Source organism: Celeribacter sp. SCSIO 80788 (genome assembly GCF_051054295.1).
In the GTDB taxonomy this organism is placed as follows: domain Bacteria; phylum Pseudomonadota; class Alphaproteobacteria; order Rhodobacterales; family Rhodobacteraceae; genus Celeribacter.
This window is the reverse complement of the sequence record NZ_CP150482.1, coordinates 1,138,412-1,164,872: the sequence shown is the minus strand read 5'-3', so window position 1 is coordinate 1,164,872 and position 26,461 is coordinate 1,138,412. Positions and strand designations below refer to the sequence as shown.

Sequence of the window (26,461 nt, the reverse complement as noted above, 5' to 3'; positions counted from 1 at the left end):
CTTTTGCCCCTTTGTAGGGGGCTTAGCCTTGGTCGGCAATGGCCCGTCCGGCGGCTGCCGCCGAGGCCCAGGCCCATTGGAAATTATAGCCGCCGAGCCAGCCGGTCACATCCACCACCTCGCCGATGAAATAGAGGCCGGGGACGGTTTTGGCTTCCATGGTTTTCGACGAGAGCGCATCGGTGTCGACGCCGCCCAGTGTGACTTCGGCGGTGCGGTAGCCCTCCGATCCGGTGGGTTTGAGGGGCAGCCCATGGATTTGGTCCGCGACGGCTTGCAGGGCCTTGTCGGATTGGTCGGCGAGGTTGCCGCTGAGCGCGAATTTCTCCGTAAGCGCCTGCGCGAGTTTGGCGGGAAACAGCGTCGCAAGGGCGGTTTGCATCTGGCGGCGACCGTTGTCGGCGCGGGCGGCTTTCAGAGCCTCAAACGCGTTGTGCCCCGGCAAAAGATCGACGGTGATCGCATCGCCCTCGCGCCAATAATTCGAAATTTGCAGGATCGAGGGGCCGGACAGCCCGCGATGGGTGAACAAAAGCGCCTCATCGAAGGAGGCCCCCTGCGCCGAGACTCGCGCCTCAACCGCCGTGCCCGCGAGCGGGGCGATCCAGTCGAGTTCATGCGGCGCGAAGGTCAGGGGCACGAGGCCGGGGCGGGTGTCTGTGACCGGAAGGCCGAATTGGGTGGCGATCTGATAGCCAAGCCCGGTCGCGCCCATTTTCGGGATCGACTTTCCGCCGGTGGCCACGACGAGATGGCGACAGGTGACAGGACGCCCCGAGAGGATCAGACGAAAGGCTGTGCCGTTATGGGCGATCTCTTCGACCGTCGTCTCCAGACGGATCACGGCGGCGCGGGCCTCTGAGAGCAGCATGTCGACGATGGCCGCCGATTTGCCATCGCAAAACAGCTGACCAAGGCCTTTTTCGGGATTTTTCTCATGCCATGTGATGCCGTGGCGGGCCAGAAGGTCGATGAAATCCCATTGCGTATAGCGCGCCAGAGCGGACTTGGCGAAATGCGGGTTGCCGGAGAGATAGGCCCCAGCCTCGGCATAGAGATTGGTGAAATTGCAGCGCCCGCCGCCGGAGATGCGAACCTTTTCCGCCGGGCGTTTGGCATGATCGACCACCAGAACAGAGCCGCCTTTCGCGGCAGCGAACCCTGCGCAAAACAGCCCGGCAGCACCCGCGCCCAGAATGATCGTATCGATATGCTCCATGGCCCGGTTTGATCAGGACGGACGCGTGATTGCAAGCAGCGAAAAGGCCCCGTACGGGGGCCTTTTGAAAGATCGTGTGGCTGAAGGATTAATTGTTTTCTTGTACTCGCGCACTGGCCGCCGGGTTGGTGGTGTCGCCGACATAAAGTACGGTCAAGACATCGCTCATGGCAGGCGTGTCGAAGTTCACGCGTACATGAGTGTTGGTGCCGGCCTTGACAGGGGCGGAGCCGAGCACTTTGCCGTCGGTACCGGTTTTGATGTCATAGGCATAGATCATGCCGTTGGCCTCGGCGCGCACAAGTTCAAGCGTCACCCCGGAGTTGGTGTTCTGTGCCTCGCCCACTTTGATGTAATTCGAGTCGGCAAAAGCTGCGGAACCGGCAACGGCCAGAAGCGTGGCGGCGGCAATGGTTTTCATGGAATGAATGGTCATAGTTTTGGTCCTTTTTTGTGAGACAGCCCGCGTGAAGCGCGTGGCCTGTCCGTCGTCCCGTCTCATATGGGGTCTTGGCGGGAGAGAGTAAGGGGTTGAAAGATCACAAGATTGCGCGTGAAAAGTGACGGTTTCGTGTGTGATCTGTTGCGCAGTGTCCTGTGCATACGCGCGCAGCGGAAATTTAAATAATGTGCGTAAAACGACAGGTTTGCTGTGTGGCCAGAGACGCGAAAAGCCCCTTTCGGGGCTTTTCTGACGGTCATGCCGGTTATTTATCTGTCGTGAGATGCGATCCTACATCTTGTCGAGATTGTGCAGCGTGGAGGTCGCGACCGGCGCGCCCTGTTCGCTCAGGACCACGAGCGCTTTTTGAGCCACGTTCGGGGCAAGCTCCACTTTCACGTTGGCGTTGGCGCCGGCATGAACTTCGGCCGTCCCGAGAAGCGCGCCTTGTGTGCCGTTCGAATAGTCGTAGATCGACACGGTGCCTGCTTCGGAGGCGCGGACCAGGTCGAGGTTGATAACGGAAGTCAGGCTCTGGATCTCACCAGGGACGATGTAGTTGTAATCCATGTTGGCCGCGAAGGCTGTGCCAGAGGTGGCGACAGCGAGAAGAGCGGCGGCGGTCAGGGTTTTTACGGAATTGAAGGTCATTGTCTTATCCTTTCCAGAAAGGCGTTAGAGGCGGAACGGGAAGAACTTCGGGTCCGTCTGTGTGATAGGCAGATGTACTCTACGTGGACGGATTGTAAGGGTTTGATATGTCACAAGAACGCGCCTCTCCCGTGACTTTGCGTGTGCGGTTTCGTGATTGCTTAGGGGGAGAGAATGGCGAAACGCCAAAGAAAAAGGGAGATCCGAAGATCTCCCCGATCACGACATTCGAAATCCCGGTCGCGTTACATCGAAAACGACACGCCGCAGCCGCAGGACGCGGTGGCATTGGGGTTGTCGATCACGAACCGCGCGCCGATCAGCTCCTCGGTAAAGTCGATGGTGGCGTTTTCCAGAAAGGGCAGGGACACCGGGTCGATCACCACGACGCCGCCTTCTCCCTTGAGCACCACGTCGTCGGAGGCGGGCTCATCGAGTGTGATGTCATATTGAAAGCCGGAACAGCCGCCCCCCTCGATGGCCACGCGCAGAGCCTTGCTCTCGCCGGTCATTTCGTTGATCTCGGCCAGCCGCGCATAGGCGCGATCGGTCACTTTCGGCGGCAAGGTGAGGGTCATGCTGTCATTCCCGGGTGTTCAGGCTGAAAAAACAGCCGGTTATTGCGATTTTCCCGCGTCATCTGTTTGTCGCGGAGTGCTGGGCACAATATAGTCCTCACAAGGAACAGCGACAAGACAGCCATGAGGACGGAAGCGATGGCTTCCGGGAAGAGCAGATGTTAAAACCCTATGCGACCCAGCCTTTTGAAACGCGTGGACGGCTTTACCCCGAAGAGCTTTCGACCTTCCGCTCGCCGTTTCAACGCGACCGCGACCGGATCATCCATTCCTCGGCCTTCCGGCGGCTCAAACACAAGACGCAGGTCTTCGTCGAACATGAGGGCGACTATTACCGCACGCGCCTGACCCATTCGATCGAGGTGGCGCAGGTGGCGCGCACGCTTGCGGGGGCTTTGGGGCTGAACGAGGGGCTAGCCGAAGCCGTGGCGCTGGCGCATGATCTGGGGCATTCGCCCTTTGGCCATACTGGGGAGGATGCGCTTGAACTTCTGATGGCGCCTTACGGGGGCTTCGATCACAACGCTCAGGCGCTTCGGATCGTGACCAAGCTGGAACGCCATTATGCGACCTTCGACGGGCTGAACCTGACCTGGGAAAGCCTTGAGGGCATCGCCAAGCACAACGGGCCGATCATCGGCCCCAATGCCGACAAGAAAAAACACCCGGACGACGCGCCCTTGCCCTATGCGCTCAAGGAGGTGAACGACCAGTTCGATCTGGAGCTGCACACCTTTGCCAGTGCCGAGGCGCAGGTGGCGGCGATTGCCGATGATGTGGCCTACAATCACCACGACCTGCACGACGGCTTGCGCGCGGGGCTTTTTACCGCCGAAGACCTGATGGAATTGCCGCTCACGGGCCCGGCCTATGAGGAGGTCGACCGGCTCTACCCGGGGCTGGAGCGCAACCGGCGCGATCACGAGGCATTGCGGCGGATTTTCGGCTATATGGTCGAGGATGTGATCGCGATTGCGACCAACCGGCTGGAAAGCGCCAAGCCGGAATGTGCGCAGGACATCCGCGATATGGATCGGACGATCATCCGGTTTTCGAAGCCGTTCTTTCAGAACCTCAAGGTGATTAAATCCTTTTTGTTCAAACGGATGTACCGCGCACCTTCGGTGGTGAAAGAACGCAAGAGGGTGACGGAAATGGTCAACACGCTGTTCCCGCTCTTCATGGAACACCCGGAGCTTTTGCCCGCGGAATGGCGTCATGAGGTTGACGATGTGCAAAGCGACACGGAACTTGCGCGCCTCGTTCTGGATTATGTTGCCGGGATGACGGACCGGTTTGCCATTCAGGAATATGAGCGGCTCTGCACCTGATCTGAGTATTTACGGCACAAAGGAAACAGCGGCATGGCGACGGGAACAGGAACGGGACTGGGCGCGGTGGAGGCTTTTGCGCTTGTGGGCGTTTTGGGGGTGGGCGCGCAGTGGCTTGCGTGGCGGCTGAAGCTGCCCGCGATCGTTCTCATGCTGGCTGCGGGGCTGGTCGTTGGGCCGGTGCTGGGCGTGTTCGATCCGGCGCGCGATCTGGGCACGCTGGTGCAGCCTTTGATCTCTCTTGCCGTGGCAGTGATCCTGTTCGAAGGCGGGTTGACGCTCGATCTGCATAAGCTGGGCGATGCGCGAAAAGGCGTGATGCGGCTGGTGGTGATCGGCGCGCCGTTGGGATGGTTCCTGTCTTCGGCGGCGCTGCATTGGGGCGCGGGGCTTGGCTGGGAGGCCTCGGCGGTGTTCGGCGGCATCATGGTGGTGACCGGGCCAACGGTGATCGCGCCTTTGCTGCGGCAGGCGAAATTGCAGAAGCGCCCGGCGAACCTGTTGCAATGGGAGGCCATCGTCAACGATCCGGTGGGGGCTTTGGCGGCGGTTCTGGCGTTTGAATTCGTGCTGGTGGGGCGCGAGGCGGAGAGCCTGCCTGCGGCTTTGACCCAGCTGGGCGTGGGGATTGCGATTGCCATGGCGGTGGGCATCGCGGCGGGAGCGGCGATTTCTTACGCGTTTCGGCGGGCGTTCGTGCCGGAATATATGAAGGTGCCGGTGCTGTTTGCCACGCTTCTGGCGACTTTCGCCTTTCCCAACATGATGCTGCATGAAAGCGGTCTTTTGGCCGTGACGGTGATGGGGCTGATCATCGCCAATGCCGATCTGCCCTCCTTCGAAGAGCTGCGCCGGTTCAAGGAACATGCCACGATCCTTTTGGTCTCGGGTGTGTTCATCCTTTTGGCCTCCTCGATGGATTTCGCCTCTCTCGGCCAGCTCACATGGCGCGCGGGGCTGTTCGTGGCGCTGGTGATCCTTGTGGCGCGGCCTTTGACGGTTTTGATTTCGCTCATTGGCACCGGGCTGCCGCGCAACGAAAAGCTGTTGATCGCGCTCACCGGTCCGCGCGGGGTGGTTTTGGTGGCTGTGGCGGGGCTTTTTGGCGAACGTCTGGCGCAGGCGGGGGTAAGCGACGGGTCTGTGATCGGGCCGCTGGCCTTTGTTCTGGTGCTGGCAACCGTGGTGCTGCATGGGTTCACGCTGGGGCCGGTGGCGCGCGCTTTGGGACTTGCGTCCAAAGGCCGTCCGGGCGTTTTGATCCTTGGCGGGTCGCGGTTCACCACCGCGTTGGGCGAGCTTTTGAAGCGCGAGGAGGTGCCGGTTTTGGTCGCCGATCCGAACCACGCACGGCTGTTGCGACCGCGCACGGCGGGGTTGCCGGTGTTCTACGGCGATATTCTGGGCGAGGCGGCGGAGGACAGTCTGGAGATCCTGTCGTTTGAGACGCTGATCGCCGCCACCGAAAATGACGCCTATAACACGCTGGTGGCCACCGATTTCGGGTCCGAATTCGGTCGCGATCAGGTCTGGCAGATCGCCCGCGAAAAAGGCGAACGGGCGCGTCATTCGCTGCCCTCGCAACTGGGCGGGCGGCCTTTTGGCGCGGGCAAGACCTTTGGCGAGCTTGAGGAGCTGATGAAACAGGGCTGGCGGATCACGGGCACGCAGCTGACCGAGGATTACGGTTTCGATCAATGGAAAGAGGATCGTCCGCACGCGCTTTTACTGGGGCGGATGATCTCGGGCGGGGTGTTCAAGCGGTTCTTGCAGGAAGATGCCGAGCTGCTGTTCCCGCGCCGGGCGGAGGCGGCGATCGAGGCTCTGCCGGAAGACCAACGCGAGACGGCGCGGGAGGCCTTGAAGCGGCGGCGCACCGATCTGCGGGTCAATGCGGCGCGCGGGCGGATGAGCGCCGGGGTCAAGCTTGTGGCGCTTGTTCCGCCGGAGCAGGCCCCAGAGAAGACCCCTGAGAAGAGTGTCGACGGTCAAGCCCGTTGACCTTGGCCACATGCGTGGTAAACCCGCGCCAAGCTATACGATAGAGAGACGTCATGAACCTGTTCGCCGATATCCGTGTCCTTGTGATCGACAGCCTTGCGGCGCTGACCGCCGAGGGCGCGCTGCCCGAGGGGCTCGATTTTGTCAACGTGGCGGTGGAGCCGCCGCGCGATCCGCTGCATGGCGATATGGCGACCAATGCCGCGATGGTTTTGGCGAAACCCGCCAAGGCCAACCCGCGCGAGATCGCGGGCAAGCTGGCCGAGAAACTCGCCGCCGATCCGCGGGTCGAGACGGTCGATGTGGCGGGGCCGGGGTTCATCAACCTGCGACTGGCAGAAGGCGTCTGGAGCGGGCTCGTCGAGGGCGTTCTTGGGGCTGAGGGCTATGGCCGCTCGACCATGGGCGCGGGCAAGAAGATCAACGTCGAATATGTCTCCGCCAACCCGACGGGGCCGATGCATGTGGGCCATACCCGTGGCGCGGTGTTTGGCGATGCTCTGGCGTCTCTCCTGGATTTCGCGGGCTTTGCCGTGACGCGCGAATATTACATCAACGATGGCGGCGCGCAGGTCGATGTGCTGGCGCGCTCCGCCTTTGAACGCTACCGCGAGGCCAACGGGCTGAACCCGGAGATCGCAGAGGGCATGTATCCGGGCGATTACCTCAAGCAGGTCGGCGAAGCGATGAAGGCGAAATACGGCGAGCGCCTGCTCAACACGCCCGAGGAGCAATGGATCGACGAGGTGCGCGAGTTTGCCACCGGCGAGATGATGGACATGATCCGGGGCGATCTCGCGCTTCTGGGCGTTAAGATGGACAATTTCTTCTCCGAGAAATCGCTTTACGGCACCGGGCTGATCGAAGCGGCTCTGAAAGAGCTCGACGACAAGGGGCTGATCTACGAAGGCGTTCTTGAGCCGCCGAAAGGCAAAACGCCCGAGGATTGGGAACCGCGCGAGCAGACGCTGTTCAAATCCACCGAACATGGCGACGACGTCGACCGTCCGGTGAAGAAATCCGACGGTTCCTGGACCTATTTTGCCCCCGACATCGCCTATCACTACGACAAGGTGAAACGCGGCTATGACGGCATCATCGACGTGTTCGGCGCCGACCATGGCGGCTATGTAAAACGGATGAAAGCCGCTGTCTCTGCGCTGTCTGATGGCAAGGTCGACTGCGATATCAAGCTCATCCAACTTGTGAAGCTCTTCAAGAACGGCGAACCGTTCAAGATGTCGAAACGTGCGGGCACTTTTGTCACTCTGCGCGATGTGGTCGAGCAGGCGGGCAAGGATGTCACGCGCTTCATCATGCTGACCCGCAAGAACGACGCGCCCTTGGATTTCGATTTCGACAAGGTGCTGGAGCAGTCGAAAGACAACCCGGTGTTCTATGTGCAATATGCCAACGCGCGGGTGCATTCCGTGCTGCGCAAGGCTGCGGAGCAGGGCGTGACGCTGAGCAATACGCCGAAGTTCGACGACCCGGCCGAGATCGCGGTGGCGCGCAAGATCGCCGACTTCCCGCGTCAGGTCGAGATCGCCGCCAAAGGACACGAACCGCACCGGATTGCCTTCTATCTCTATGAGCTGGCGTCGGATTTCCATGCGCTCTGGAACAAGGGCAACGAAAACGAGGCGCTGCGCTTCCTGCATGACGACGCCGACCTGTCGGCGGCAAAAATCGCCCTGCCGCGTGCCGTGGCCGTTGTGATTTCCGCAGGTCTTGGTATCCTTGGGGTCGAACCCATGACCGAGATGCGCTGAACCTGTCCGGCACAGGCGGAAAGTGGGCAAATGACCCCGTGAGGGGCCGTAGGAAACGAGGGCAAAAGATCCTCATGCGGCCTCTCAAGAGCAGTTGATAACCCGCAGAAAACAAGGCGGGAAAAGAGTGAGGCGAAGAGAATGCAGGACGTGTCGAACGGCCCCCGTATGGGCTATGCGTCGCCCCAGGCGGACGGTTATTCTTCCTATGACAATCACTGGCAGCGACCCGAGCCGCAGGTGACGCGCGGGACGCATAATCCAGGTTACGGCCATCCCGAGCTGCGTCAGAGGCCCGATGCGGACCGGCTTTTTGCCGATGGACATGTGCATTTTGAGCAACAGTCGCCGCGCACGACCGCAACCGGATTTCAGGACCCGCGCGCTTCTTACGAGGCCGGTCCGGCCTATGTCTATGACACCACGGATATGCTGCCCGAAGAGGTGTCCGAGCGCCCGCATCTGGGGCCTGCACAATGGGGCGGCGCAATCATCTCTCTCGCGCTGATCCTCGGTCTCGGTGTCTGGGGCTACAAGCTGATGGTGCGCGATGTGACCGGCGTTCCGGTGATCCGCGCGATCGAAGGGGCTGCACGCGTCCTGCCTGACGAACCGGGCGGGCAACTGGCGATGCACCAAGGGCTTGCGGTCAATTCCGTGACTGCCGATGGCTCCGCCGCGCCGCCCGCCGACAGCTATGTGCTTGCACCCGCCGCGGCAAACCTGTCTGAGGAAGATCAGCCGATGGCGCATATCCAGCCGGTGCTAAGCTCTTATGAGCCGTCCGGTTCTGCCTATGAGGTGCAACCGCCCGCTCCCCCGCTTGAGCAGGTGGCCGTAGACGAAGAGCCGCTGGAGCTTGCGGAGGTCGAAACGGTGGCCGCGGAAGAACCCGAATTGCTTGCGGACACGCCCGCGACCAATGCGATCCCCGTTCCCATGCCGAAACCGCGCCCGGTGCGGCTTGCCTCTTTGGCCGCTGAGCATGGCGGTGCGAGCCTCGACGGGGTGGCCGGTGATATTCTCGCCGCGCTTGGTGCCGCCGAGAGTGTGGAAATGGCACGGGAAATGGCTCCGGAGGATGTGCCCGAGGGCAGCCGTCTGGTGCAATTCGGCGCCTATCAGTCGGCAGAAGTGGCGCGGTCCGAATGGGAGCGCCTGACCGGGCGGTTCACCGATCTCATGGACGGGAAGACGCGTGTGATCGAGAAGGCGGAAAGCGGAGGCAAGACCTTCTATCGCCTGCGCGCCTACGGGTTTGCCGATGCCTCGGACGCGAACCGCTTCTGTGCTGCGATGACCTCGATGAACGCGGCCTGCACGCCGACGGTTCAGCGCTGAGCGCCGGAGAACCCATGGGGCAGGGCGCATTTATCCTTGGCTGTGAGGGACTTGTCCTCACATCTTCGGAAATTGAATTCTTTAGGTCCTCTAACCCTTGGGGATTTATTCTTTTTGCCAGAAATGTGGCTGACCCGGAGCAGCTTCGGACCTTGACCGGCACCCTGCGCGACGCGGTGGGCCGAGATGCGCCGATCCTGATCGATCAAGAAGGTGGCCGGGTGCAACGCATGCGCGCGCCGTATTGGCGCGAATTCCTGCCGCCCTTCGAACAAGTGGAAAAGGCGCATGATGCCGAACGCGCGCTTTGGCTGCGCGGGCGGCTTTTGGCGGAGGATCTGCACAGCGTCGGGATCGACGTGAACTGCGTCCCCGGTCTCGATGTGGCGCGGCCCGACACCCATCCTTTCCTGCACAACCGCTGTTTCTCCGAGGACTCTATGATGGTGGCCCGCATGGGCCGCGCTCTGGTCGAAGGTATGGCGGCGGGCGGGGTTGCGCCGGTGATGAAACACCTGCCGGGCCATGGCCGCGGCACGGTGGACAGCCATAAGGGGCTGCCGCGCGTGACGGCCTCGCGCGCCGCTTTGGATGCGGATTTCGCCCCCTTCATGGCCCTGAACGATTTGAGCATGGGCATGTCGGCGCATATTATCATGGATGCGATCGACCCCGACCGTCCGGCGACGCAAAGCCCCGAAGCAATCCGCGTGATCCGCGAGGAGATCGGCTTTCAGGGCCTGTTGATGACGGACGATATTTCTATGGGCGCGCTTCAGGGTACGGTGCGGGAACGTGGTGATGTTGCACTCAAAGCAGGCTGCGATCTCGTGCTGCATTGCAACGGCAATCTGGCGGAGATGGAAGAGGTCGCGGCGCTCGGCCTGATGACGGATGCAGCACAGGCCCGTGCGGACTGGGCGGCAGACAGCCGTCCCGCCTATGTGCCCATTGACACGGACGCTCTGGCGGACGAGTTTTTAGCCTCCTGACTTAACGCCGCACTCCTGAAGAGGGCCCGATGGCCGATCCAGATCAGTTTGACATCAGCGATATCCTGTCGGTCGAGGAACGCCTCGCCGCCGAGGCCTTGATCGTGGATGTCGACGGGTTCGAGGGGCCGCTCGATCTTTTGCTGCAACTGTCGCGCACGCAGAAGGTCGATTTGATGAAAATCTCGATCCTGCATCTGGCGCAGCAATATCTGCTCTTCGTCGAGAAGGCCAAGGAGCTTCGGATCGAACTGGCCGCCGATTACCTGGTGATGGCGGCGTGGTTGGCCTTCCTGAAATCGCGACTCCTGTTGCCGCCCGATCCCACCGACGAGGGACCTTCGGGCGAAGAACTGGCCGCGCATCTTGCCTTTCAGTTGCAACGTCTGGAGGCGATGCGCGAGGCCGCCGCCAAACTCATGGCGCGCGATCAGAAGGGCCGGGATTTCTTTGCCCGTGGCATTCCCGAAGCGGTGCAGCGGTTGCGCAATGTGACCTATACGGCCAGTCTTCTCGACCTGATGCAGGCCTATGCGCGGGTTCGGACCAAGGACGAGTTCCGGCCCTTCGTTCTGGACCGCGAGGCGATCCTGTCGATGGAGCAGGCGCTCGAAAAGCTGCGTTACCTGATCCCCTATGCGGTCGAATGGGCGGATCTCTCGAGCTATCTGCCCGAGGGCTGGGCGCTCGACCCCAAGAAACGCCGCTCGGCGACGGCGGCGACTTTTGCGGCCTCTTTGGAGCTTGCAAAACAGGGGCAGATCGAAATTCGTCAAGGCGGCACCTTCGAGCCGATCCAGATCAAGGCCCGACAGATCAGAACATCACGGAGTGACAATGGCTGAGGAGCATTTTGAGGAGAGCCTGTTTGCGGCGCCGCCTTTGGCCGAACAGGAGCGGATGGTCGAGGCCGTGCTTTTTGCCGCTGCTGATCCGGTGACGATTGCCGATCTGGCGGGACGGATGCCGCATGGTTGCGATCCGAAAGCGGCGGTTGAGCTTTTGCAGAAACGCTACGAGGGGCGCGGCGTGCGCGTGGTACGCGTGGGCGAGGCCTGGGCGATCCGCACCGCGCCGGATCTCGGCTTTCTGATGCAAAAGGAAACCACCGAGACCCGCAAGCTCAGCCGGGCTGCGATTGAAACGCTGGCGATCATCGCCTACCATCAGCCTTGCACCCGCGCCGAGATCGAAGAAATTCGCGGCGTTTCGGTGTCGCGCGGTACGTTGGATCAGCTCATAGAGCTGGAATGGATTCGCTTCGGGCGGCGGCGGATGTCGCCGGGGCGTCCGGTCACCTATGTGGTGACGCCCGCCTTTCTCGATCACTTCGGTCTCGAGACAGCGCGCGATCTGCCAGGGGTTAAAGAATTGCGGGCGGCCGGGCTTCTGGAAAGCCGTCCGATGCCGGGGCTCGACGAGGAGCGTGATGCGGACGAGGATCAGGACGACCTGTTTGAGGACGAGGCCTGAGGGCACAGAGTTTTCGTGTGCGTGCCGCGGAATGACCTTATTCCGGCGCTAACCAAGTTTGTGAAACATAAGGGAAGCTCAGTATGAATTTGGACAGATTGATCTCGATGATCGTGAACCGCTTCGTGCGCACCCTTGTGAACAAGGGGGTCAACGCCGGGATCGATGCGGGAACAAAGAGCCTTGCAAAACGCCGTGGTGCCAAGACCGTGCCGGGGGATGAAATGACCCCGGAGCAGAAGGCGGATCAGGCGCGCTTGGCGAAACAGAGCAAGGACACCGTACAGCGGGCGAAAAAAATTGCCCGGATGAGTCGGCGAATCGGAAAATTCTAGGGTGGTTCTGACGAGTCTTCTGTCCTGCGCGGGCGGTGTGGCCGATCTTTCTGTCGGCGGTTCTTTCCGTTGGAGAGGGGGGCCCCGTGTTGAGGAGCGGAGCGTCCCGGCGCGCGACTGAGGGTCTGTCTTATGATCCCGCTGTCGCCGCTCTGCGCCTGCAATCCTTGCTCGCACGGCTGGCCGGGCTGATGAACCTGCGCGCGGTGTGCGATTACATTGGCGGGTTTTAGGATAAGGCCGACCTGCATCAGGCCATGAGCATGGCACAGGTGCTGCGCAGGGCGGTGGCGGCACATGTTGGATGGGGACAACAAGGGCGAGCGGGAGCCGATAACCCTGTCCCTTGGCGTGAGGGTCTATGATCGGCAGATGAACGGATACGCTGGAGCAAGAGATCCACAAGGCCGATACGGCGCTTTACACTGCCAAATCGAACGGCCGCAATCAGGTGAATGCAGCGCCCCCCCGTGTCCGAGAGAGGAGAAACCGTGGAAGATGTGATCCCCTCAGGTTTTGCGCTGCACTGAACGATGGCGGTCGCCTCAGCCCCGGAATCAGCCCTGGAAATGTTTCGAAAGCTTGAGGCCCTGACCCTGATAGTTCGAGGCGAGATCGGCGCCGTAAAGCCGATCCGGGCGGCTTTCCATGCGCTCGTAGACCAGACGGCCAACGATCTGCCCATGTTCCAGCACAAAGGGCGCCTCGTGGCAGCGCACTTCGAGCACGCCGCGCGCGCCTTCGCCGCCCGCCGCCGCATTGCCGAAACCGGGATCGAAAAAGCCCGCGTAATGCACCCGGAATTCGCCCACCATGGCCAGATAAGGCGCCATTTCGGCGGCGTAATCGGGCGGGATATGCACGGCCTCACGGCTGACGAGAATATAGAACGCCCCCGGATCGAGGATGATCTGGCCGGTCTTGGAATAGATCGGCTCCCAATAGTCCGCCGGGTCGTAAAAGCCGATGTTGTCGAGGTCGATCACCCCGGTGTGCGGCTTGGCGCGATAGCCGACGAGAGCGCCCTCGGCGGGTTCGAGATCGACGGAAAAGCCCAGCCCCTGATCGATCACCGCCGTGCCATTGACGAGCGGGCTCTCGGCATGGAGTGCCTCCAACTCGGCATCGGACAAAACCGATTGCCCGGCGCGGAACCGCACCTGATTGAGCCGCATGCCGGGGCGCACCAGAACGGAGAAGGAGCGGGGGCAAATCTCGGCGTAAAGCGGCCCGTCATAGCCCGGTGCGATGCGGTCGAACTCGACACCTTCATCGGTGATCAGACGGGTCAGAAGATCGAGCCGCCCGGTGGAGCTTTTGGCATTGGCGACGGCCTGAATGCCGTCGGGCAGGGCGAGGCGTTCCATCAGAGGCACGACATAGACGCAGCCCTTTTCCAGAACCGCACCCTCGGTCAGGTCGATCTGATGCATTTCGAATTCGGAGAGGCGTTCGGCGACCGTGCGCCCTTCGCCTGCCAGAAACGACGCGCGAACCCGCCAGGCGCGGGTGCCAAGCCGCAGATCGAGGGAGGCGGGTTGCACCTGCGCGTCGATCACCGCCGGGCTGGCCGTAATCTCGCCGCGCGTCAGCATCTCCCGAATGGCATGATCGGCCAAAACACCCATGTCGTCCTCCCAGAGCCCTCAAGGTCTTGTTTCATATCCGAAAGCTCTAACGCAAAACCGCCCGCAAGCCCAGAGGCCGCGAGCGGTTTTGAGGTGTTTTGGTCGGGCTAGCAGGACTTGAACCTGCGACCTTCCGTCCCCCAGACGGACGCGCTACCAGGCTGCGCTATAGCCCGACGTGGACCCTTTACATAGTGATTTCCGTGGCGGGGGCAAGCGCTAAATTATCAAAATCGGCGCAAATTCCGAGGACAGATCAGCCAGCCATCCGCGCGCGCAGGGCCGCGGCGCGGGTCATCAGAGCGGCAAGCTCTGCCTGTGGCAGATGGCGCAACTGGCGATGGTTCAACTGGCCAAGAATGCCGGGGGTGACGGGCCCCAGATCCGCCTCGTCCAAGGGATCTCCCGGAATCTCAAGATCTCCGCCGAGCGGCATTGGCGCAGCAAAAACAGATGGTTCTGGCGCGACATAGGTCTCTTCGATCTCATCCTCCGCCTCGATCAGATCGGGCTCCTCGAACAGATCGACCGTGGGGCTGAGATCGAAGTCGAAAGAGGCCTGACCGGGAAGGGGCGCTTTCGGGGGGGAGGGTATCTCGGCAGTTTGTTGGCCGAAGACAGTCTCGGCACCCGCGGTGTCTATGGCCTCTTCGGCAAGGACATTTGCGGTGAGGTCTTCGAGGTCCGTGTTTTCGTGCGCTGTGACCTCTTCGGCTTCCACCTTCGTCTCATGAACGGCCGTGATCGGCAGGGTCGGAACAGATGTCGGCTCCGGGCGGGCAAAGGGAATCACACGCTCTTCCGGCTCGGGGCTGTCAAAATCGTCCTGCGGTACCATTTCGGCCATGGGCGCGAAGGGCGCAGGGGGAATCGGACTGTGCTCCGGCGCGGGGGCGCTGATCGGCTCAATGCCCTCGATCTCCGGCGAGAGCGAGGCGACATATTTCACCCCATGTTCACGCAAGAGTTTCTGCACTCCGCGAATGGTCATGCCATCGTCGTGCAACAGCTTTTTGATCCCACCCAAAAGCGCCATATCGGCCGGGCGGTAGTACCGCCGCCCGCCTGCGCGTTTCACAGGTTTGACCTGGGTGAACCGGCTTTCCCAAAACCGCAAGACATGTGCGGGCGTGTCCAGCCAATCGGCAACCTCGCTGATCGTGCGGAAGGCGTCCGGTGATTTATCCATTGTAGATCAAACCTTTAAGCGGATTTACGACTTGTTGCCCGCCGCCACGCGGTCCTTCATCAGATGCGAAGGACGGAAAGTCAGGACGCGGCGTGCCGGGATCGGGGCTTCGTCGCCGGTCTTCGGGTTGCGGCCGACGCGCTCGGATTTCGCGCGCACCGAGAAGGTGCCGAAAGACGAGATCTTGACGGTTTCGCCCTCCACCAGCGCGTCGGAAATATGCGCCAGCACGCTTTCGACGAGGGCGGCGGATTCATTGCGGCTCAGGCCAACCTCGCGAAACACGGATTCGCTGAGATCCATACGGGTCAGTGTCTTGTTCATTTTTTCCCCCTGCGGAATGATTGCCCCGGAGAGTGGCAGTTTGCCAAGCTTGCGTCAATATCAATGACTTGGCTGGGGCAGTTGAGGCGCCGGAACCTGCCGAAAAGGTCAGGCAAGCCTGACCCGGCGTGACCCGCGGATCACCACCGGATGACCACCGCGCCCCAGGCCAGCCCACCACCGATCGCCTCGGCGACACAGACATCGCCCTCCTTGATCTGGCCGCGCGCCTTGCCGACCGACATGGCGAGCGGAATGGAGGCGGCGGAGGTATTGCCATGATCCTGAACGGTCACAACGACCTGATCCATCGAATGGCCAAGCTTCTTCGCCGTGCCTTCGATGATGCGGATATTGGCCTGATGCGGCACGATCCAGTCGATGTCTTCCGGCGTCAGCCCAGCTTTGCCAATGGCGGTCTCGGCGGTTTCGGCAAGTTTCTGGACCGCCTGACGGAACAGGGCATTGCCCTGCATGCGGAGTTTGCCCGCCGTGCCTGTGGTGGATACGCCGCCATCGACGTAGAGCATATCCTTGTAGCTGCCGTCGGAGTTCAGATCGACCGAGAGAATACCGCGATCCTGAGGCGTGCCGGCCCCTTCGCGGGCCTCAAGCACAAGTGCACCCGCACCGTCGCCAAAGAGTACGCAGGTCGAACGGTCTTCCCAATCCATGATGCGCGAGAAGGTCTCGGCACCGATGACGAGCACGCGTTTGGCCTGACCGGAGACGATCTGGGCGTTGGCGTTCGACAGGGCATAGATGAAGCCTGCGCAGACCGCCTGCACATCGAAGGCAAACCCACAGGACATGCCGAGCGCGTTCTGAATCATCGTGGCGACGGAGGGAAAGGTCAAATCCGGCGTCGAGGTGGCGACGATTACCGCGTCGATGTCCGAGGGCTCAAGCCCCGCATCCTTGAGCGCGGCCTTCGCGGCCTCGGCCCCCAGCATGGAGGTGGTTTCCCCTTCGGCGGCGAAATGGCGCCGCTCGATCCCGGAACGGGTGCGGATCCATTCATCGGATGTATCGAGGTTTTTTTCGAACTCTGCGTTCTCGACCACGCGGGAGGGGAGATAGTGCCCCACACCTGCGACGACTGCCCGGACTGTCATGGACAAGGCCTTATGTTATTTATGACGTTCCGTCATTTTGCGATGTGGCGACGGCGGATGCAACCCGTGCCGCCAAACGATCGGTAAAGCCCGAAGCAGACAGCTCATAGGCCAGTTTGATCGCAGCGGAGACACCTGTCGCGTCGGCCGAGCCGTGGGATTTGACCACGGTGCCGCGGAGCCCGAGGAAGACCCCGCCGTTCACCCGACGCGGATCGATTCGTTTTTGCAGGCGTTTCAGAGAGGTCAGGGCCAGGAGCGCCGCGATACGCGACAGCGGTGTGGCCTTGAACGCTTCCTTGAGAAGATCGCCCACGAGTTTCGCGGTGCCTTCGCCGGTCTTGAGTGCGATGTTGCCGGTGAAGCCGTCGGTGACGATCACGTCCACCCGGTCGCCGGGAATATCGCCGCCTTCGACGAAGCCCTTGAAGCTATAGCCGCCGATGCCGGAGGCGTTCTCGATCAGCTCGTTGGCTTCTTTCAGCTCGGCGCGGCCCTTGTGCTCTTCGGTGCCGACATTGAGAAGACCGACTCGCGGGGTCTCAAGTCCAAGCCCGTTGCGCGCATAGGAGGCACCCATCATTGCATATTGCAGCAAATCGCCCGCATCGGCCCGAATGTCGGCGCCGACGTCGAGCATGACGTTGAACCCTTGTGCGTTGCGGGAAGGCCAGAGACAGGCAATGGCAGGGCGGTTGACGCCGTCGAGCTTGCGCAGGCGGATCATCGAAGTCGCCATCAATGCGCCGGTGTTGCCGCAGGAGACGCAGGCCTGAGCCTCGCCGTCTTTGACCGCGTCGATGGCGGAGCGCATCGAAGTATCGGTGCGGCGCATCGCGGTCGAGGGCTTGTCATGCATGGTCACGACGCCCGGCACGTCGCGAATCTCGACGCGATCACGCAGCACCTTGCGTTTGCGGACAAGCTTTTCAAGCTCGGCCCCGTTGCCGTGGACGATAAATTTGAGGGCCGGATTCTTGGATGCAGAACGCGCAATACCGGCGACAATTGCCGCCGGTCCACGATCGCCACCCATGGCGTCGATCGAAAGCGTGATTTGAACCCCATCGCGCACGTCAGGCCGTCCCTTGTTGTCCGTTTCCTTATGCCCGGACCCCTGTCCCGTGACCGGGGCAGAGGTGCCGGAAGAAGTCTCGGACGGGCTCATGCTCATCAGAACGCCAGTCGGGGATCGGACTTACGCCGCGTCTTCGTCGAGGTCGATCTCGTCGGCCTGCGCGATGACTTCACGGTCATCGTAATGGCCGCAAGCGCCACACACGTGGTGCGGGCGTTTCAGCTCGCCGCAGTTCGGGCACTCGGCGGGGTTGCCGGCGACCAGAGCATCGTGGGCGCGGCGCATGTTCCGCTTGGAGCGGGTAACTCTATTCTGAGGGACAGCCATGTCTCAACCTCGGTAGCAACGGGCAGGGGGCCTTGCGATCCCGTGCCTCTGGTGGGCGGGGCGGATGCCCCTGATACAAGTCCGGGCCTCATGCCCGGTGAAAACTTTGGCGCTTCATAGGCCTTCGCGGGCAGAGTGTAAACCATGGTTTGCACCATAATTTTTATCTGCGCTCTTGTCTGATCCGCGTCTCGGATCTGTCAAAGACGTGCATGGAAGCGAGGCCGGGAACATACTCGCTTTGCGATTCCATGCAAGTGTTTTGTTCGAGGGGCATAAAAGCGGCTTTCGGGCCGCCATTTCCGCCGCTTATTCGCCGTCTTTGCCGATCTTGTCGCGGAGCGCTTTGAGGGCGGCGAAGGGTTTGGTGTCCTCGTCGCTCATCGCCGCTTTGCCGGGTTCGGTGAACTGGGTGACGCCCAGCTCCGCCCCTTCGGCGCGCGGGTAATCGGGGGCGGCGAGGGCCAGCGCCTCTTCGGCGACGGTGGACAGCAGGAGCGTGGCGGGCAGGGGCTCGACCGTGTCGTCCTCCGGCATCTCAAGCTCCTGCTCGGGGTGAAATTCCTCGTGCAGATCGGCGATATAGGTGCGGTTGACCGGGACATCGAGCCGGGTCGTGACCGGGACGAGAGTGGCCACACAGGGCTGCACAACGGTGGCACCCAATTCGCCCTCAAGCCGCCAGTCGCGCTTGCCGACAGGGATCAGCTTGCCCTCGAACTTGAGCTTGCGGACCGAGCTGAGGCCCAGGGTGGTCGCCATTTCCTCCAGATCTTCGCTGGAAGGTACGAGGCGGAAGGCGTGAGCATGCGCATCGGAAAGATCACGCAGGTGCAGCGGGCTGCCCCAGCTGTTCAAGCCGTCGTGTCCCATGGTGGAAGTCTCCTTGATCGTCGGGCGCTGTTTCTATAAGCCGGATACGGATACGAAGCGCAAGTGCACAAGGCAAGAGGGGGCTTATGTCCGACCGTATTTTCCCGCATGGGGCTGTAAAGGGGGCCGCAATCGTGGCGAAAGCCGTTCTGGGGCTGATCCTGATCCTGTCACTGAGCGCCTGTGTCGCGCAGTTCCGCAACCATGGCTATGTGCCCACTTCCGGCCAACTGGCGGAGGTGCGGGTCGGGGCCGACACCAAGGACACCGTGGCCGAAAAGATCGGCGCGCCGGGGGTCGAGGGGATTCGCGACAATTCCGGCTGGTATTACGTTCGCTCGCAATTCCGCCACTATGGTGCGTTCGAGCCGAAAGAGGTGGATCGTCAAGTGGTTGCGATCTCCTTCGACGGGCGCGGCGTGGTCAGCAATGTCGAGCGCTTCGGGCTTGAACAGGGCCGGGTCGTGGTGCTGGAACGCCGTGTGACCGACGACAATATCAAGGGGATCACCTTCCTCGATCAGCTCTTCGGCAACCTCGGCAACATCTCGGCCGAGCAGCTTTTGCAGTAAGCCGGGGCTGGGATAAGAGACGAAAAAGCCGCCTTCGGGGCGGCTTTTCTTTTGAGTATTTCGGCCATCGGAAAGCCAAACTACGGCGAAAACCGGCTGTCGGATTTGCGTCGGACTTTTGTCGGACTTCCGTCGGGCAGGAAATCGGGCGTCGGGCAGAAACGCGGGGGGTTACGCCACCGCGCCGTCATCCGGCAGAAACCGGATCGACACGCCGTTGATGCAATAGCGCAGGCCGGTCGTCTCGCGCGGGCCGTCCGGAAAGACATGGCCGAGATGCGCGCCGCATTCGTCGCAATGCACCTCGGTGCGGATCATGCCGAAGGAGGTGTCGCGGGTCTCGGCGACGGGGGCGTCCGCCTTGGTGCGGTCAAAGGACGGCCATCCGCAATGAGATTCGAATTTGTTCTCCTGCCGAAACAACTCCGCGCCGCAACAGGCACAGGTGAAGGTGCCGGGGGCTTTCGGGAAGCCGGGGTGGGAAAAGGCGCGCTCGGTGCCGTGCTGACGGGTGACGCGGTAGGTCTCCGGATCAAGCTCCTCGCGCCACTCGGCATCTGATTTTTCGATTTTTGGCATGATGGGCTCCCGTGGTCGTTTGGGAGAAAGATAGGGGGTACGGGGCTGGTGGCAAGGGGGGGAGCGACCCAGAGCGGCCATTGCCTAGCACTTTTGGGTACTGCGATTGCTGCGCGGAAAGCTGACTTTCGGGCTGATAGGATTACCAGCGGAAGTTCAATCGAGGTTTTACTGTCAATAGTCAATTAGCTCGTTAATACTAGGCAGTCAGGTAAGGCGGACAGGTGACTGATGAAACTTAAGTCTTTGGAGTTTTTCGACTATAAATCGTTTCCCCGATTTAAGATTTCCGCGCGTGACAAAAATGTTTTGGTTGGTCCGAACAACGCAGGTAAGTCTACGTCGTTGGATGCATTGCGGATAGCTTTTGACGTACTTCGTTCAGCGCGCCGGAGGTCGTCTCAACTTAGATCGCAAGATGGGCATGGAGTATGCGCGACCTATTTTGTCCCTCAGTCTGTTGTGCAACTAGACCTGCGATACTGCGTACATAACTTCAAAGAAGTGACAGCCAAGATTGAGTTGACCGCCACGAATGGCAACAAATTTGTGATCAAGTTGAATCCGGATGCTGATCTCGAATGCTATCTAGTTTCAGACACACCTGCGCAAAAGGGTAGCCAGTATTTAAAAAGCCAGTTCCCACTAGATATCGTTGTCGTGCCAACACTGAGCCCGCTTGAACAGAACGAAGAGGTTGTTCGCTTTGAGACAGTCGAACGCAATCGGTTCGGTCGTCTAGCGAGCAGAAACTTCCGCAACTTTTGGCTGCACAAAACGGACAAGGAATTCGAAGCGTTCTCTGACCTTGTCGAGCACGGATGGCCCGGGATTCGATTGATGCCGCCAGAGATACAGCGTGACGGGAAAAGAAGCTTCGTACAGATGTATTTCCGCGACGGTAGCAACGTCCGCGAGGTTCAGTGGGCGGGATTTGGATTTCAAGTTTGGATGCAGACCATGATGCACTTGACGCAGTCAGATCATCGATCAATTTTAGTTTTGGATGAACCCGACATCTACCTCCACCCTGACCTACAGCATCGCCTTCTACAATTAGTGGGTCAAAGAGTAGGTCAGTTTTTCATCGCTACACACTCCACGGAAATAATCAACGCTTCTGATGCCGCAGATGTTCTGATCGTTAGACCGTCAGCTCAGTCTGCCAAAAGGTTAAGAAACGAAAACGGCTACTCTGAAGTGTATTCGGCCATTGGAAGCTCAGAAAACGCCCAATTTGCACGTTTAGCGAGAACGCAAAAAGTTCTTTATTTCGAAGGTGCAGACAACAGGCTGCTTTCCAAGGTGTCGAAAGCTCTTGGCGGAATAGACTACCTGTCAGGTTCCTCAGTGACACTTATGAAAACCGATGGTTTTTCTAACTGGGGAAAAGTATCCACCACAGCTTGGGTTTTTAGGGAGTTTTTTGATATGGAAGTGCAAGTCGCTGCACTTTTTGACAGCGACTATAGATCTTTGGAAGAAGTCGACGAATTCGAAAAAAAGATGGCAGAAGCAGGCGCATGCTGTTTTGTTCTACCTTTTAAGGAGATTGAGAATGTTCTTTTGGTTCCGCGAGCGATGAACGCGGTTATTCAGAAGTATTCAGATGGAATTGACCAGTCAGAGTCCTCTACAGCAGTCGAGGCAGAGTTTGAACGATTGATTGGAGAAGCTCGAGACAAAGTTTTTGGGCTGCGTATGGGGCACTACATTCAATACCAGCTTTCGAAGAACCCCAAACTTGACACGCCGACGTTATCGTCCACTTTTCAAGCGCAATTCACAGAAGACTGGTCCAATACCGATTTCAGGACAGCAGTAGTGCCAGGAAAAGTTATTTTCTCTGCCATGGGGAAATTTGTTCAGGAAAACTTCGGAGTGACGCTTACAACCTCAAGAGTGGCTGATGAACTCACGGCTGCAGAGATACATCCAAAGCTGATCAAGGTTCTGGCGGATTTTAGAAGCTATTTTTCTTAATTGAGCAGCAGGATAATTTCTGAACTTAAGCATGGTAAAACCATAACAATATGAACTGTTTATGTCCAATATTGCTTTGGTGCATAACGGTTGTCGTATCTTCGCAACGAAAGACAGCTTCTCTTCGCAACGAAAGACAGCTTCGCGTCCAGCGCGCCAATGTCTCGCACCTGCAGCGAACTTCCGCTCCCCGCCCATTTCACCAAAAATGCGCCGCATTTCGTCTGCCGCGATCACACACCCAAAGCCAACGTCAAAAAACCGTCATCTCTTGCAGGCATGAAGGAGCGACCCCATAGTCTTATGGTAAGATATTGGTGAAAGCGGAAGGAAGCCTTCGCGATGTTCAACCTGCTCAAGGGCCGTTACACGGTGCGTTTTGCCGAAACTCGCGCGGATATCGAGGCGGCGCAGCGGTTGCGCTATCTGGCCTTCGTGGCCGGAACGGGCGCGGCGGAGCGTCTGGACGGGCTTGAAACGGACAATTTCGACGGGCTGTGTCGCCATGTTCTGATCGAGGAGCGCAAGAGCGGGCGGCTGGTCTGCACCTATCGGTTTCTGGACCTGAACGGCGGGGCGGAGATCACGCGGAGCTATTCGGCGCAGTTTTACGGGCTTGAGGGGCTGGCGGAGTATGAGGGCCGGATGTTGGAGATGGGGCGGTTCTGCATTCATCCCGAGTGTCTCGACCCGGATATTCTGCGCATCGCCTGGGGCGCGATGACGCGCTATGTCGACGAGCAGAATGTCGAGCTGTTGTTCGGCTGTTCGTCGTTTCATGGGGCGGACTGGGCGCTGCATGCCGATGCTTTGGCGATGCTGAAACACCGCCATCTCGGGCCGAAACGGTTTTTGCCCAAGGTGAAAGCGCCGAATGTGTTCAAATATGCCGCGCGTCTGCGGCGCAAGCCGGATGCGAAACGCGCGGCCAAGGCGATGCCGCCTTTGCTCAAGACCTATCTGATGATGGGCGGCTGGGTGTCGGATCACGCGGTGGTGGATCGCGATCTGAACACGATCCATGTTTTTACGGGCGTGGAGATCAAGGCTATTCCTCCGGCGCGCAAGAAGTTGCTGCGGTCGGTGGCGGGCTGATCAGCGTTTTTCCAGAGCGAGGCGGAGGCCGAGGGCGATGAAGATCGCACCCAAGGAGCGTTCCATCCATTTGCCAAGCGTTTGTGAGCGGCGCAGCGCTGTGCCGAGGCGGTCGCCCATCAGGATCAGCGGCGGCTCGATGAAGGCGGCGATGACGATGATCAGGATGCCGTGGAGGAACAGTTGCGCGGGGAGCGGTCCTGCGCCTTCGACCACGAATTGCGGCAGGAAGGCGAGGAAGAACAGCGCGACTTTCGGGTTCAGGATGTTTGTCAGCATGCCTTGGCGAAAAATCGTCGCAGAACGGCTCTGGGGGCTTGTTGCCGGGTGCTCGGGCAGGAAGCTCGTGCCATTTGAGCGCAGCGCGGAGAGACCGAGCCAGAGCAGATAGGCCGCGCCGATCCATTTGACGATGGAGAAGGCGGTGGCGGAGGTCATGAGGATGGCCGACAGGCCGAGTGCGGCCATCAGGACATGGACCATCGCCCCGGTCCAGATGCCGAACATGGCGACAAAGCCCGCGCGTTTGCCGCCGCGGAGCGTTTGGCCGAGGATGAAGGCGAAATCCGGCCCCGGCGCGAGATTGAGCAGCAGGGCGGCGGAGAAGAATGTGGTCCAGTGCAGGAGCGTGTAATCGAACATGGGGGCAGGGTATAAAGCCATGGCACAGGCGTCCAACGCGGCTTTGTGACAGGGGCCATCACATGACATGATCATTGACCTTTGTGCGGCGCCCGAGTAGCGGTGCGACATGGCACGCGCACCCGTTTTACAACTCTCCGATATTTCGCTCACCTTTGGTGGAAACCCTGTCTTTGACGGGCTGTCTCTCGTTGTTCAGGAGGGCGACCGGGTCGCTCTTGTGGGCCGGAACGGCTCGGGCAAGTCGACGCTCATGAAGGTCATGGCGGGGCTTGTCGAGGCGGACAAGGGCAGCCGGGTTTTGGGGCCGGGGATCACGGTCGGCTATATGGAGCAGGAGCCGGATCTCTCGGGCTTCGAGACGCTGGGCGATTTTGCGGCCTCGCAGCTCGATGCGGCGGAGAGCTATAAGGTCGATATGGTGGCCGAGGGGCTCAAGTTCGATCCGGCGACGCCGGTCGCGACCGCCTCGGGCGGCGAGCGGCGGCGGGCGGCTTTGGCGAAACTTCTGGCCGAAGCGCCGGGGTTGATGTTGCTCGACGAGCCGACGAACCACCTCGACATCGAAGCCATCGCATGGCTCGAAGAGGAGTTGCGGCTGACGAAGACGGCCTTTGTGCTGATCTCGCACGACCGGGCGTTTCTCAATCATCTGACCCGCGCGACGCTCTGGATCGACCGGGGCGAAGTGCGCCGCCAGGAACAGGGCTTTGAGGCCTTTGAGGAATGGCGCGACAAGATCTGGGACGAAGAGGACCAGCAGCGGCACAAGCTCAATCGCAAGATCAAGGCGGAGGCGCGGTGGGCCGTCGAAGGTATTTCGGCGCGACGCAAACGCAACATGGGCCGGGTGCGGGCGCTTCAGGACCTGCGCTCGGAACGTGCAAGCCAGATCAAACGCCAGGGCACGGCGGCGATGGAGCTTGAGGTCGCCGAGAAATCCGGCAAGCGGGTGGTCGAGGCCGATCACATTTCCAAGAGCTTTGGGGAGCGCGTGATCGTGCGTGATTTCTCCATCAAGGTGGGCCGGGGAGATCGGATCGCCTTTGTCGGGCCGAACGGGGCGGGTAAAACCACGCTTTTGAAAATGCTCACCGGCGAGATGGAACCGGATTCGGGCACGATCAAACTCGGGACAAAGCTCGAAATGGCGGTGTTCGATCAGACCCGGTCGAACATTCGCGAAGACCTGACGCTTTGGGAGGCGATGACCTCGGACAAGGACATTTCCGTCTCCGGCAAGGCCGATCAGGTCATGGTGCGCGGCACGCCGAAACATGTGGTCGGCTATCTGAAAGATTTCCTGTTCTCCGAAGCACAGGCGCGGGCACCGGTCGCGTCGCTGTCGGGCGGCGAGAAAGCGCGGCTTTTGCTGTCGAAAATCATGGCGAAACCCTCGAACGTTTTGGTGCTCGACGAGCCGACCAACGATCTCGATATTGAAACCCTCGATCTGTTGCAGGAATTGCTGACGGATTTCGAGGGCACGGTTCTCTTGGTGTCGCACGACCGGGATTTCATCGACCGGGTGGCGACTCAGACCGTGGCGGTTCCTGGGGACGGGACGGCGACGCTCTATGCGGGCGGCTGGACGGATTATCTGGCACAGCGCGGCGACAATGGATTCGCCAATGAGAAGCCGCATGTGAAAGCGGCGGCCAAGGCGGAGAAACCCGCTGAAAAGGTCGCAGAGAAAGCGGCAGCGAAACCTGCGCCTGCGAAATCCAAACTGTCCTTCACGGAAAAGCACCGGCTTGAGGCGCTTCCCTCGGAAATCGAACGGCTGGAGGCCGAGATTGCCAAAATCGGCGAGCTTCTGGCCGATCCGGAACTGTTCACCCGCGAGCCGGTGAAATTCAAGAAGGCGACCGAGATGCTGACGCAGCGGCAAGAGGCGCTGATGGCCGCCGAGGAAGAATGGCTTACGCTCGAAGAGAAGAATTCCGACGCCTGAGGGCGCGGATTTCTTGTGGATAGTTTTTCCTCGGCCAGTTCTTGCCAGTCTGAAAGTTCGGCTCGGCAGCTTTTCACCGATTTAGGGTACTTCACGGTTTCCTCACGCGGGCGTGACCGTTACCCCTCTGTTTTCCCGGAACGTTTTCTCTATGTCTCTCGTTGAGATGTCGATCAAGGCATCACCTCTGAACGAGGCAGTAAAGGAGAAAAACCATGAAACGTATCGCAACCCCGGCACTCGCTCTGGCCGCTTTTGCTCTCACCGCTCCGGCTTTTGCCGGCGGCTATTCCGAACCGGTCGTCGAACAGCCGGTGATCACCCCCGCACCCGTCATGCCGGTCGCTGGCACCGACTGGACCGGCGGTTACGTCGGTGCGACCATCGGCTACGGCTGGGGTCAGGACGCGCTCGACGATGCGGACGACATGACCTACGGCGTCTACGGCGGTTATGACTATGACTTCGGCAACTTCGTGCTCGGTGGCGAACTCGAATACAACGCCACGGAGATGGAAGAAGGCAACAACAGCCTCGACAACCTGACCCGTCTGAAACTGCGTGCCGGTTACGACATGGGCCCGGCTCTGGTCTACGGTGTGGTCGGTGCCGCCTATGGTGAAGCCGATATCAACGGCGCGTCCTACAACGACACCGGCTATGTCTACGGTCTCGGTGTGGACTATGCCGTCTCCGACAACATGACCGTGGGTGCCGAACTGCTGCAAAACGAATTCGACGAATTCGACAACAGCGGTGAAGACCTCTCCGCCACCACTCTCGGCGCGCGCGTGAGCTTCCGCTTCTGATCCTCTGATCGGAAGGCGTAACGATTTCCCCCCCCGATGGTCTGTTCCGGCCATCTCTGGCCCCCCGTCTTCACAGGCGGGGGGCTTTGACGTTTCTATGACCCGCGGGTCAACATCCGATGGACACGGTCCCCGGGGACGCTAAAGTGAGGGCGAGA

Annotated in this window: 26 protein-coding genes and 1 tRNA gene; 13 read left to right on the top strand and 14 right to left on the bottom strand. The window is 60.5% G+C overall.

The features are described 5' to 3' along the window. Positions 1–22: 22 nt before the first annotated feature. From V1471_RS05985 to V1471_RS05970, 4 genes are all read right to left on the bottom strand, one after another. The gene (locus V1471_RS05985; RefSeq protein ID WP_434287441.1) at positions 23–1,219 is read right to left on the bottom strand and encodes an NAD(P)/FAD-dependent oxidoreductase; all 1,197 of its coding nucleotides are present in this window, start codon (positions 1,217–1,219) and stop codon (positions 23–25) included. An 88-nt stretch (positions 1,220–1,307) separates the two neighbouring features. Continuing rightward, a complete protein-coding gene (locus V1471_RS05980; RefSeq protein WP_434287440.1) occupies positions 1,308–1,655 on the bottom strand; it encodes a hypothetical protein in 348 nt (115 codons plus the stop codon). 297 nt (positions 1,656–1,952) lie between these two features. Continuing rightward, on the bottom strand, positions 1,953–2,312 hold the full coding sequence (locus V1471_RS05975) for a hypothetical protein (protein ID WP_434287439.1): 360 nt from the start codon (positions 2,310–2,312) through the stop codon (positions 1,953–1,955). Between the two features lie 245 nt (positions 2,313–2,557). Next, a complete protein-coding gene (locus V1471_RS05970) occupies positions 2,558–2,890 on the bottom strand; it encodes a HesB/IscA family protein (RefSeq protein WP_434287438.1) in 333 nt (110 codons plus the stop codon). A gap of 158 nt (positions 2,891–3,048) precedes the next feature. Between V1471_RS05970 and V1471_RS05965 the strand changes: the two genes are divergently transcribed. From V1471_RS05965 to V1471_RS05930, 8 genes are all read left to right on the top strand, one after another. Further along, positions 3,049–4,221: a deoxyguanosinetriphosphate triphosphohydrolase gene (locus V1471_RS05965; protein ID WP_434287437.1), complete on the top strand. Its 1,173-nt coding sequence runs from the start codon at positions 3,049–3,051 to the stop codon at positions 4,219–4,221. A 33-nt stretch (positions 4,222–4,254) separates the two neighbouring features. Continuing rightward, on the top strand, positions 4,255–6,222 hold the full coding sequence (locus V1471_RS05960) for a cation:proton antiporter (RefSeq protein WP_434287436.1): 1,968 nt from the start codon (positions 4,255–4,257) through the stop codon (positions 6,220–6,222). A gap of 53 nt (positions 6,223–6,275) precedes the next feature. Further along, on the top strand, positions 6,276–7,994 hold the full coding sequence (gene argS / locus V1471_RS05955) for an arginine--tRNA ligase (protein ID WP_434287435.1): 1,719 nt from the start codon (positions 6,276–6,278) through the stop codon (positions 7,992–7,994). Between the two features lie 141 nt (positions 7,995–8,135). Continuing rightward, positions 8,136–9,335, top strand: coding sequence for an SPOR domain-containing protein (locus tag V1471_RS05950; protein ID WP_434287434.1), 1,200 nt, complete (start codon positions 8,136–8,138; stop codon positions 9,333–9,335). 14 nt (positions 9,336–9,349) lie between these two features. Continuing rightward, entirely contained in the window at positions 9,350–10,327 is a 978-nt protein-coding gene (locus V1471_RS05945; RefSeq protein ID WP_434287433.1) for a glycoside hydrolase family 3 N-terminal domain-containing protein, read from the top strand. 29 nt (positions 10,328–10,356) lie between these two features. Beyond that, entirely contained in the window at positions 10,357–11,172 is an 816-nt protein-coding gene (locus V1471_RS05940; RefSeq protein WP_434287432.1) for a segregation and condensation protein A, read from the top strand. Beyond that, positions 11,165–11,800: an SMC-Scp complex subunit ScpB gene (gene scpB / locus V1471_RS05935; protein ID WP_434287431.1), complete on the top strand. Its 636-nt coding sequence runs from the start codon at positions 11,165–11,167 to the stop codon at positions 11,798–11,800. The genes V1471_RS05940 and scpB overlap by 8 nt, the downstream gene beginning before the upstream one ends. Positions 11,801–11,883: 83 nt before the next feature. Continuing rightward, complete coding sequence (locus V1471_RS05930; protein ID WP_434287430.1) at positions 11,884–12,135, top strand: hypothetical protein; 252 nt, start codon at positions 11,884–11,886, stop codon at positions 12,133–12,135. Between the two features lie 557 nt (positions 12,136–12,692). On the opposite strand, the gene V1471_RS05925 is transcribed toward V1471_RS05930, so the two are convergent. From V1471_RS05925 to V1471_RS05890, 8 genes are all read right to left on the bottom strand, one after another. Beyond that, complete coding sequence (locus V1471_RS05925) at positions 12,693–13,763, bottom strand: 2'-deoxycytidine 5'-triphosphate deaminase (protein ID WP_434287429.1); 1,071 nt, start codon at positions 13,761–13,763, stop codon at positions 12,693–12,695. A 99-nt stretch (positions 13,764–13,862) separates the two neighbouring features. Further along, a tRNA-Pro gene (locus V1471_RS05920) sits at positions 13,863–13,939 on the bottom strand. An 80-nt stretch (positions 13,940–14,019) separates the two neighbouring features. Next, on the bottom strand, positions 14,020–14,952 hold the full coding sequence (locus V1471_RS05915; RefSeq protein WP_434287428.1) for a MerR family transcriptional regulator: 933 nt from the start codon (positions 14,950–14,952) through the stop codon (positions 14,020–14,022). A gap of 24 nt (positions 14,953–14,976) precedes the next feature. Continuing rightward, positions 14,977–15,276: an integration host factor subunit alpha gene (gene ihfA, locus V1471_RS05910; protein WP_434287427.1), complete on the bottom strand. Its 300-nt coding sequence runs from the start codon at positions 15,274–15,276 to the stop codon at positions 14,977–14,979. Between the two features lie 140 nt (positions 15,277–15,416). Beyond that, the gene (locus V1471_RS05905) at positions 15,417–16,391 is read right to left on the bottom strand and encodes a beta-ketoacyl-ACP synthase III (RefSeq protein ID WP_434287426.1); all 975 of its coding nucleotides are present in this window, start codon (positions 16,389–16,391) and stop codon (positions 15,417–15,419) included. A gap of 19 nt (positions 16,392–16,410) precedes the next feature. Further along, entirely contained in the window at positions 16,411–17,565 is a 1,155-nt protein-coding gene (plsX, locus tag V1471_RS05900) for a phosphate acyltransferase PlsX (RefSeq protein ID WP_434287425.1), read from the bottom strand. 24 nt (positions 17,566–17,589) lie between these two features. Beyond that, complete coding sequence (gene rpmF / locus V1471_RS05895; protein ID WP_066701648.1) at positions 17,590–17,796, bottom strand: 50S ribosomal protein L32; 207 nt, start codon at positions 17,794–17,796, stop codon at positions 17,590–17,592. Between the two features lie 309 nt (positions 17,797–18,105). Next, positions 18,106–18,669, bottom strand: a complete 564-nt coding sequence (locus V1471_RS05890) for a YceD family protein (protein WP_434287423.1) — start codon at positions 18,667–18,669, stop codon at positions 18,106–18,108. Positions 18,670–18,755: 86 nt separating this feature from the next. On the opposite strand from V1471_RS05890, the gene V1471_RS05885 reads away from it, so the two are divergent. Then, complete coding sequence (locus tag V1471_RS05885) at positions 18,756–19,241, top strand: outer membrane protein assembly factor BamE (RefSeq protein ID WP_434287422.1); 486 nt, start codon at positions 18,756–18,758, stop codon at positions 19,239–19,241. Between the two features lie 171 nt (positions 19,242–19,412). Here V1471_RS05885 and msrB read toward each other — a convergent pair whose 3' ends face one another. Then, positions 19,413–19,820 (bottom strand): peptide-methionine (R)-S-oxide reductase MsrB, encoded by a 408-nt coding sequence (msrB, locus tag V1471_RS05880; protein WP_434287421.1) that lies wholly within the window; start codon positions 19,818–19,820, stop codon positions 19,413–19,415. Between the two features lie 231 nt (positions 19,821–20,051). On the opposite strand from msrB, the gene V1471_RS05875 reads away from it, so the two are divergent. Further along, on the top strand, positions 20,052–21,803 hold the full coding sequence (locus V1471_RS05875; protein ID WP_434287420.1) for an ATP-dependent nuclease: 1,752 nt from the start codon (positions 20,052–20,054) through the stop codon (positions 21,801–21,803). Between the two features lie 342 nt (positions 21,804–22,145). Continuing rightward, positions 22,146–22,898, top strand: coding sequence for a GNAT family N-acetyltransferase (locus V1471_RS05870; RefSeq protein ID WP_434287419.1), 753 nt, complete (start codon positions 22,146–22,148; stop codon positions 22,896–22,898). On the opposite strand, the gene V1471_RS05865 is transcribed toward V1471_RS05870, so the two are convergent. Next, entirely contained in the window at positions 22,899–23,561 is a 663-nt protein-coding gene (locus V1471_RS05865) for a LysE family translocator (protein WP_434287418.1), read from the bottom strand. 88 nt (positions 23,562–23,649) lie between these two features. Between V1471_RS05865 and V1471_RS05860 the strand changes: the two genes are divergently transcribed. Together V1471_RS05860 and V1471_RS05855 are read left to right on the top strand one after the other, a co-directional pair. Continuing rightward, positions 23,650–25,494, top strand: a complete 1,845-nt coding sequence (locus V1471_RS05860; protein ID WP_434287417.1) for an ABC-F family ATP-binding cassette domain-containing protein — start codon at positions 23,650–23,652, stop codon at positions 25,492–25,494. A 215-nt stretch (positions 25,495–25,709) separates the two neighbouring features. Continuing rightward, on the top strand, positions 25,710–26,303 hold the full coding sequence (locus tag V1471_RS05855) for an outer membrane protein (protein ID WP_434287415.1): 594 nt from the start codon (positions 25,710–25,712) through the stop codon (positions 26,301–26,303). Positions 26,304–26,461: the final 158 nt, after the last annotated feature.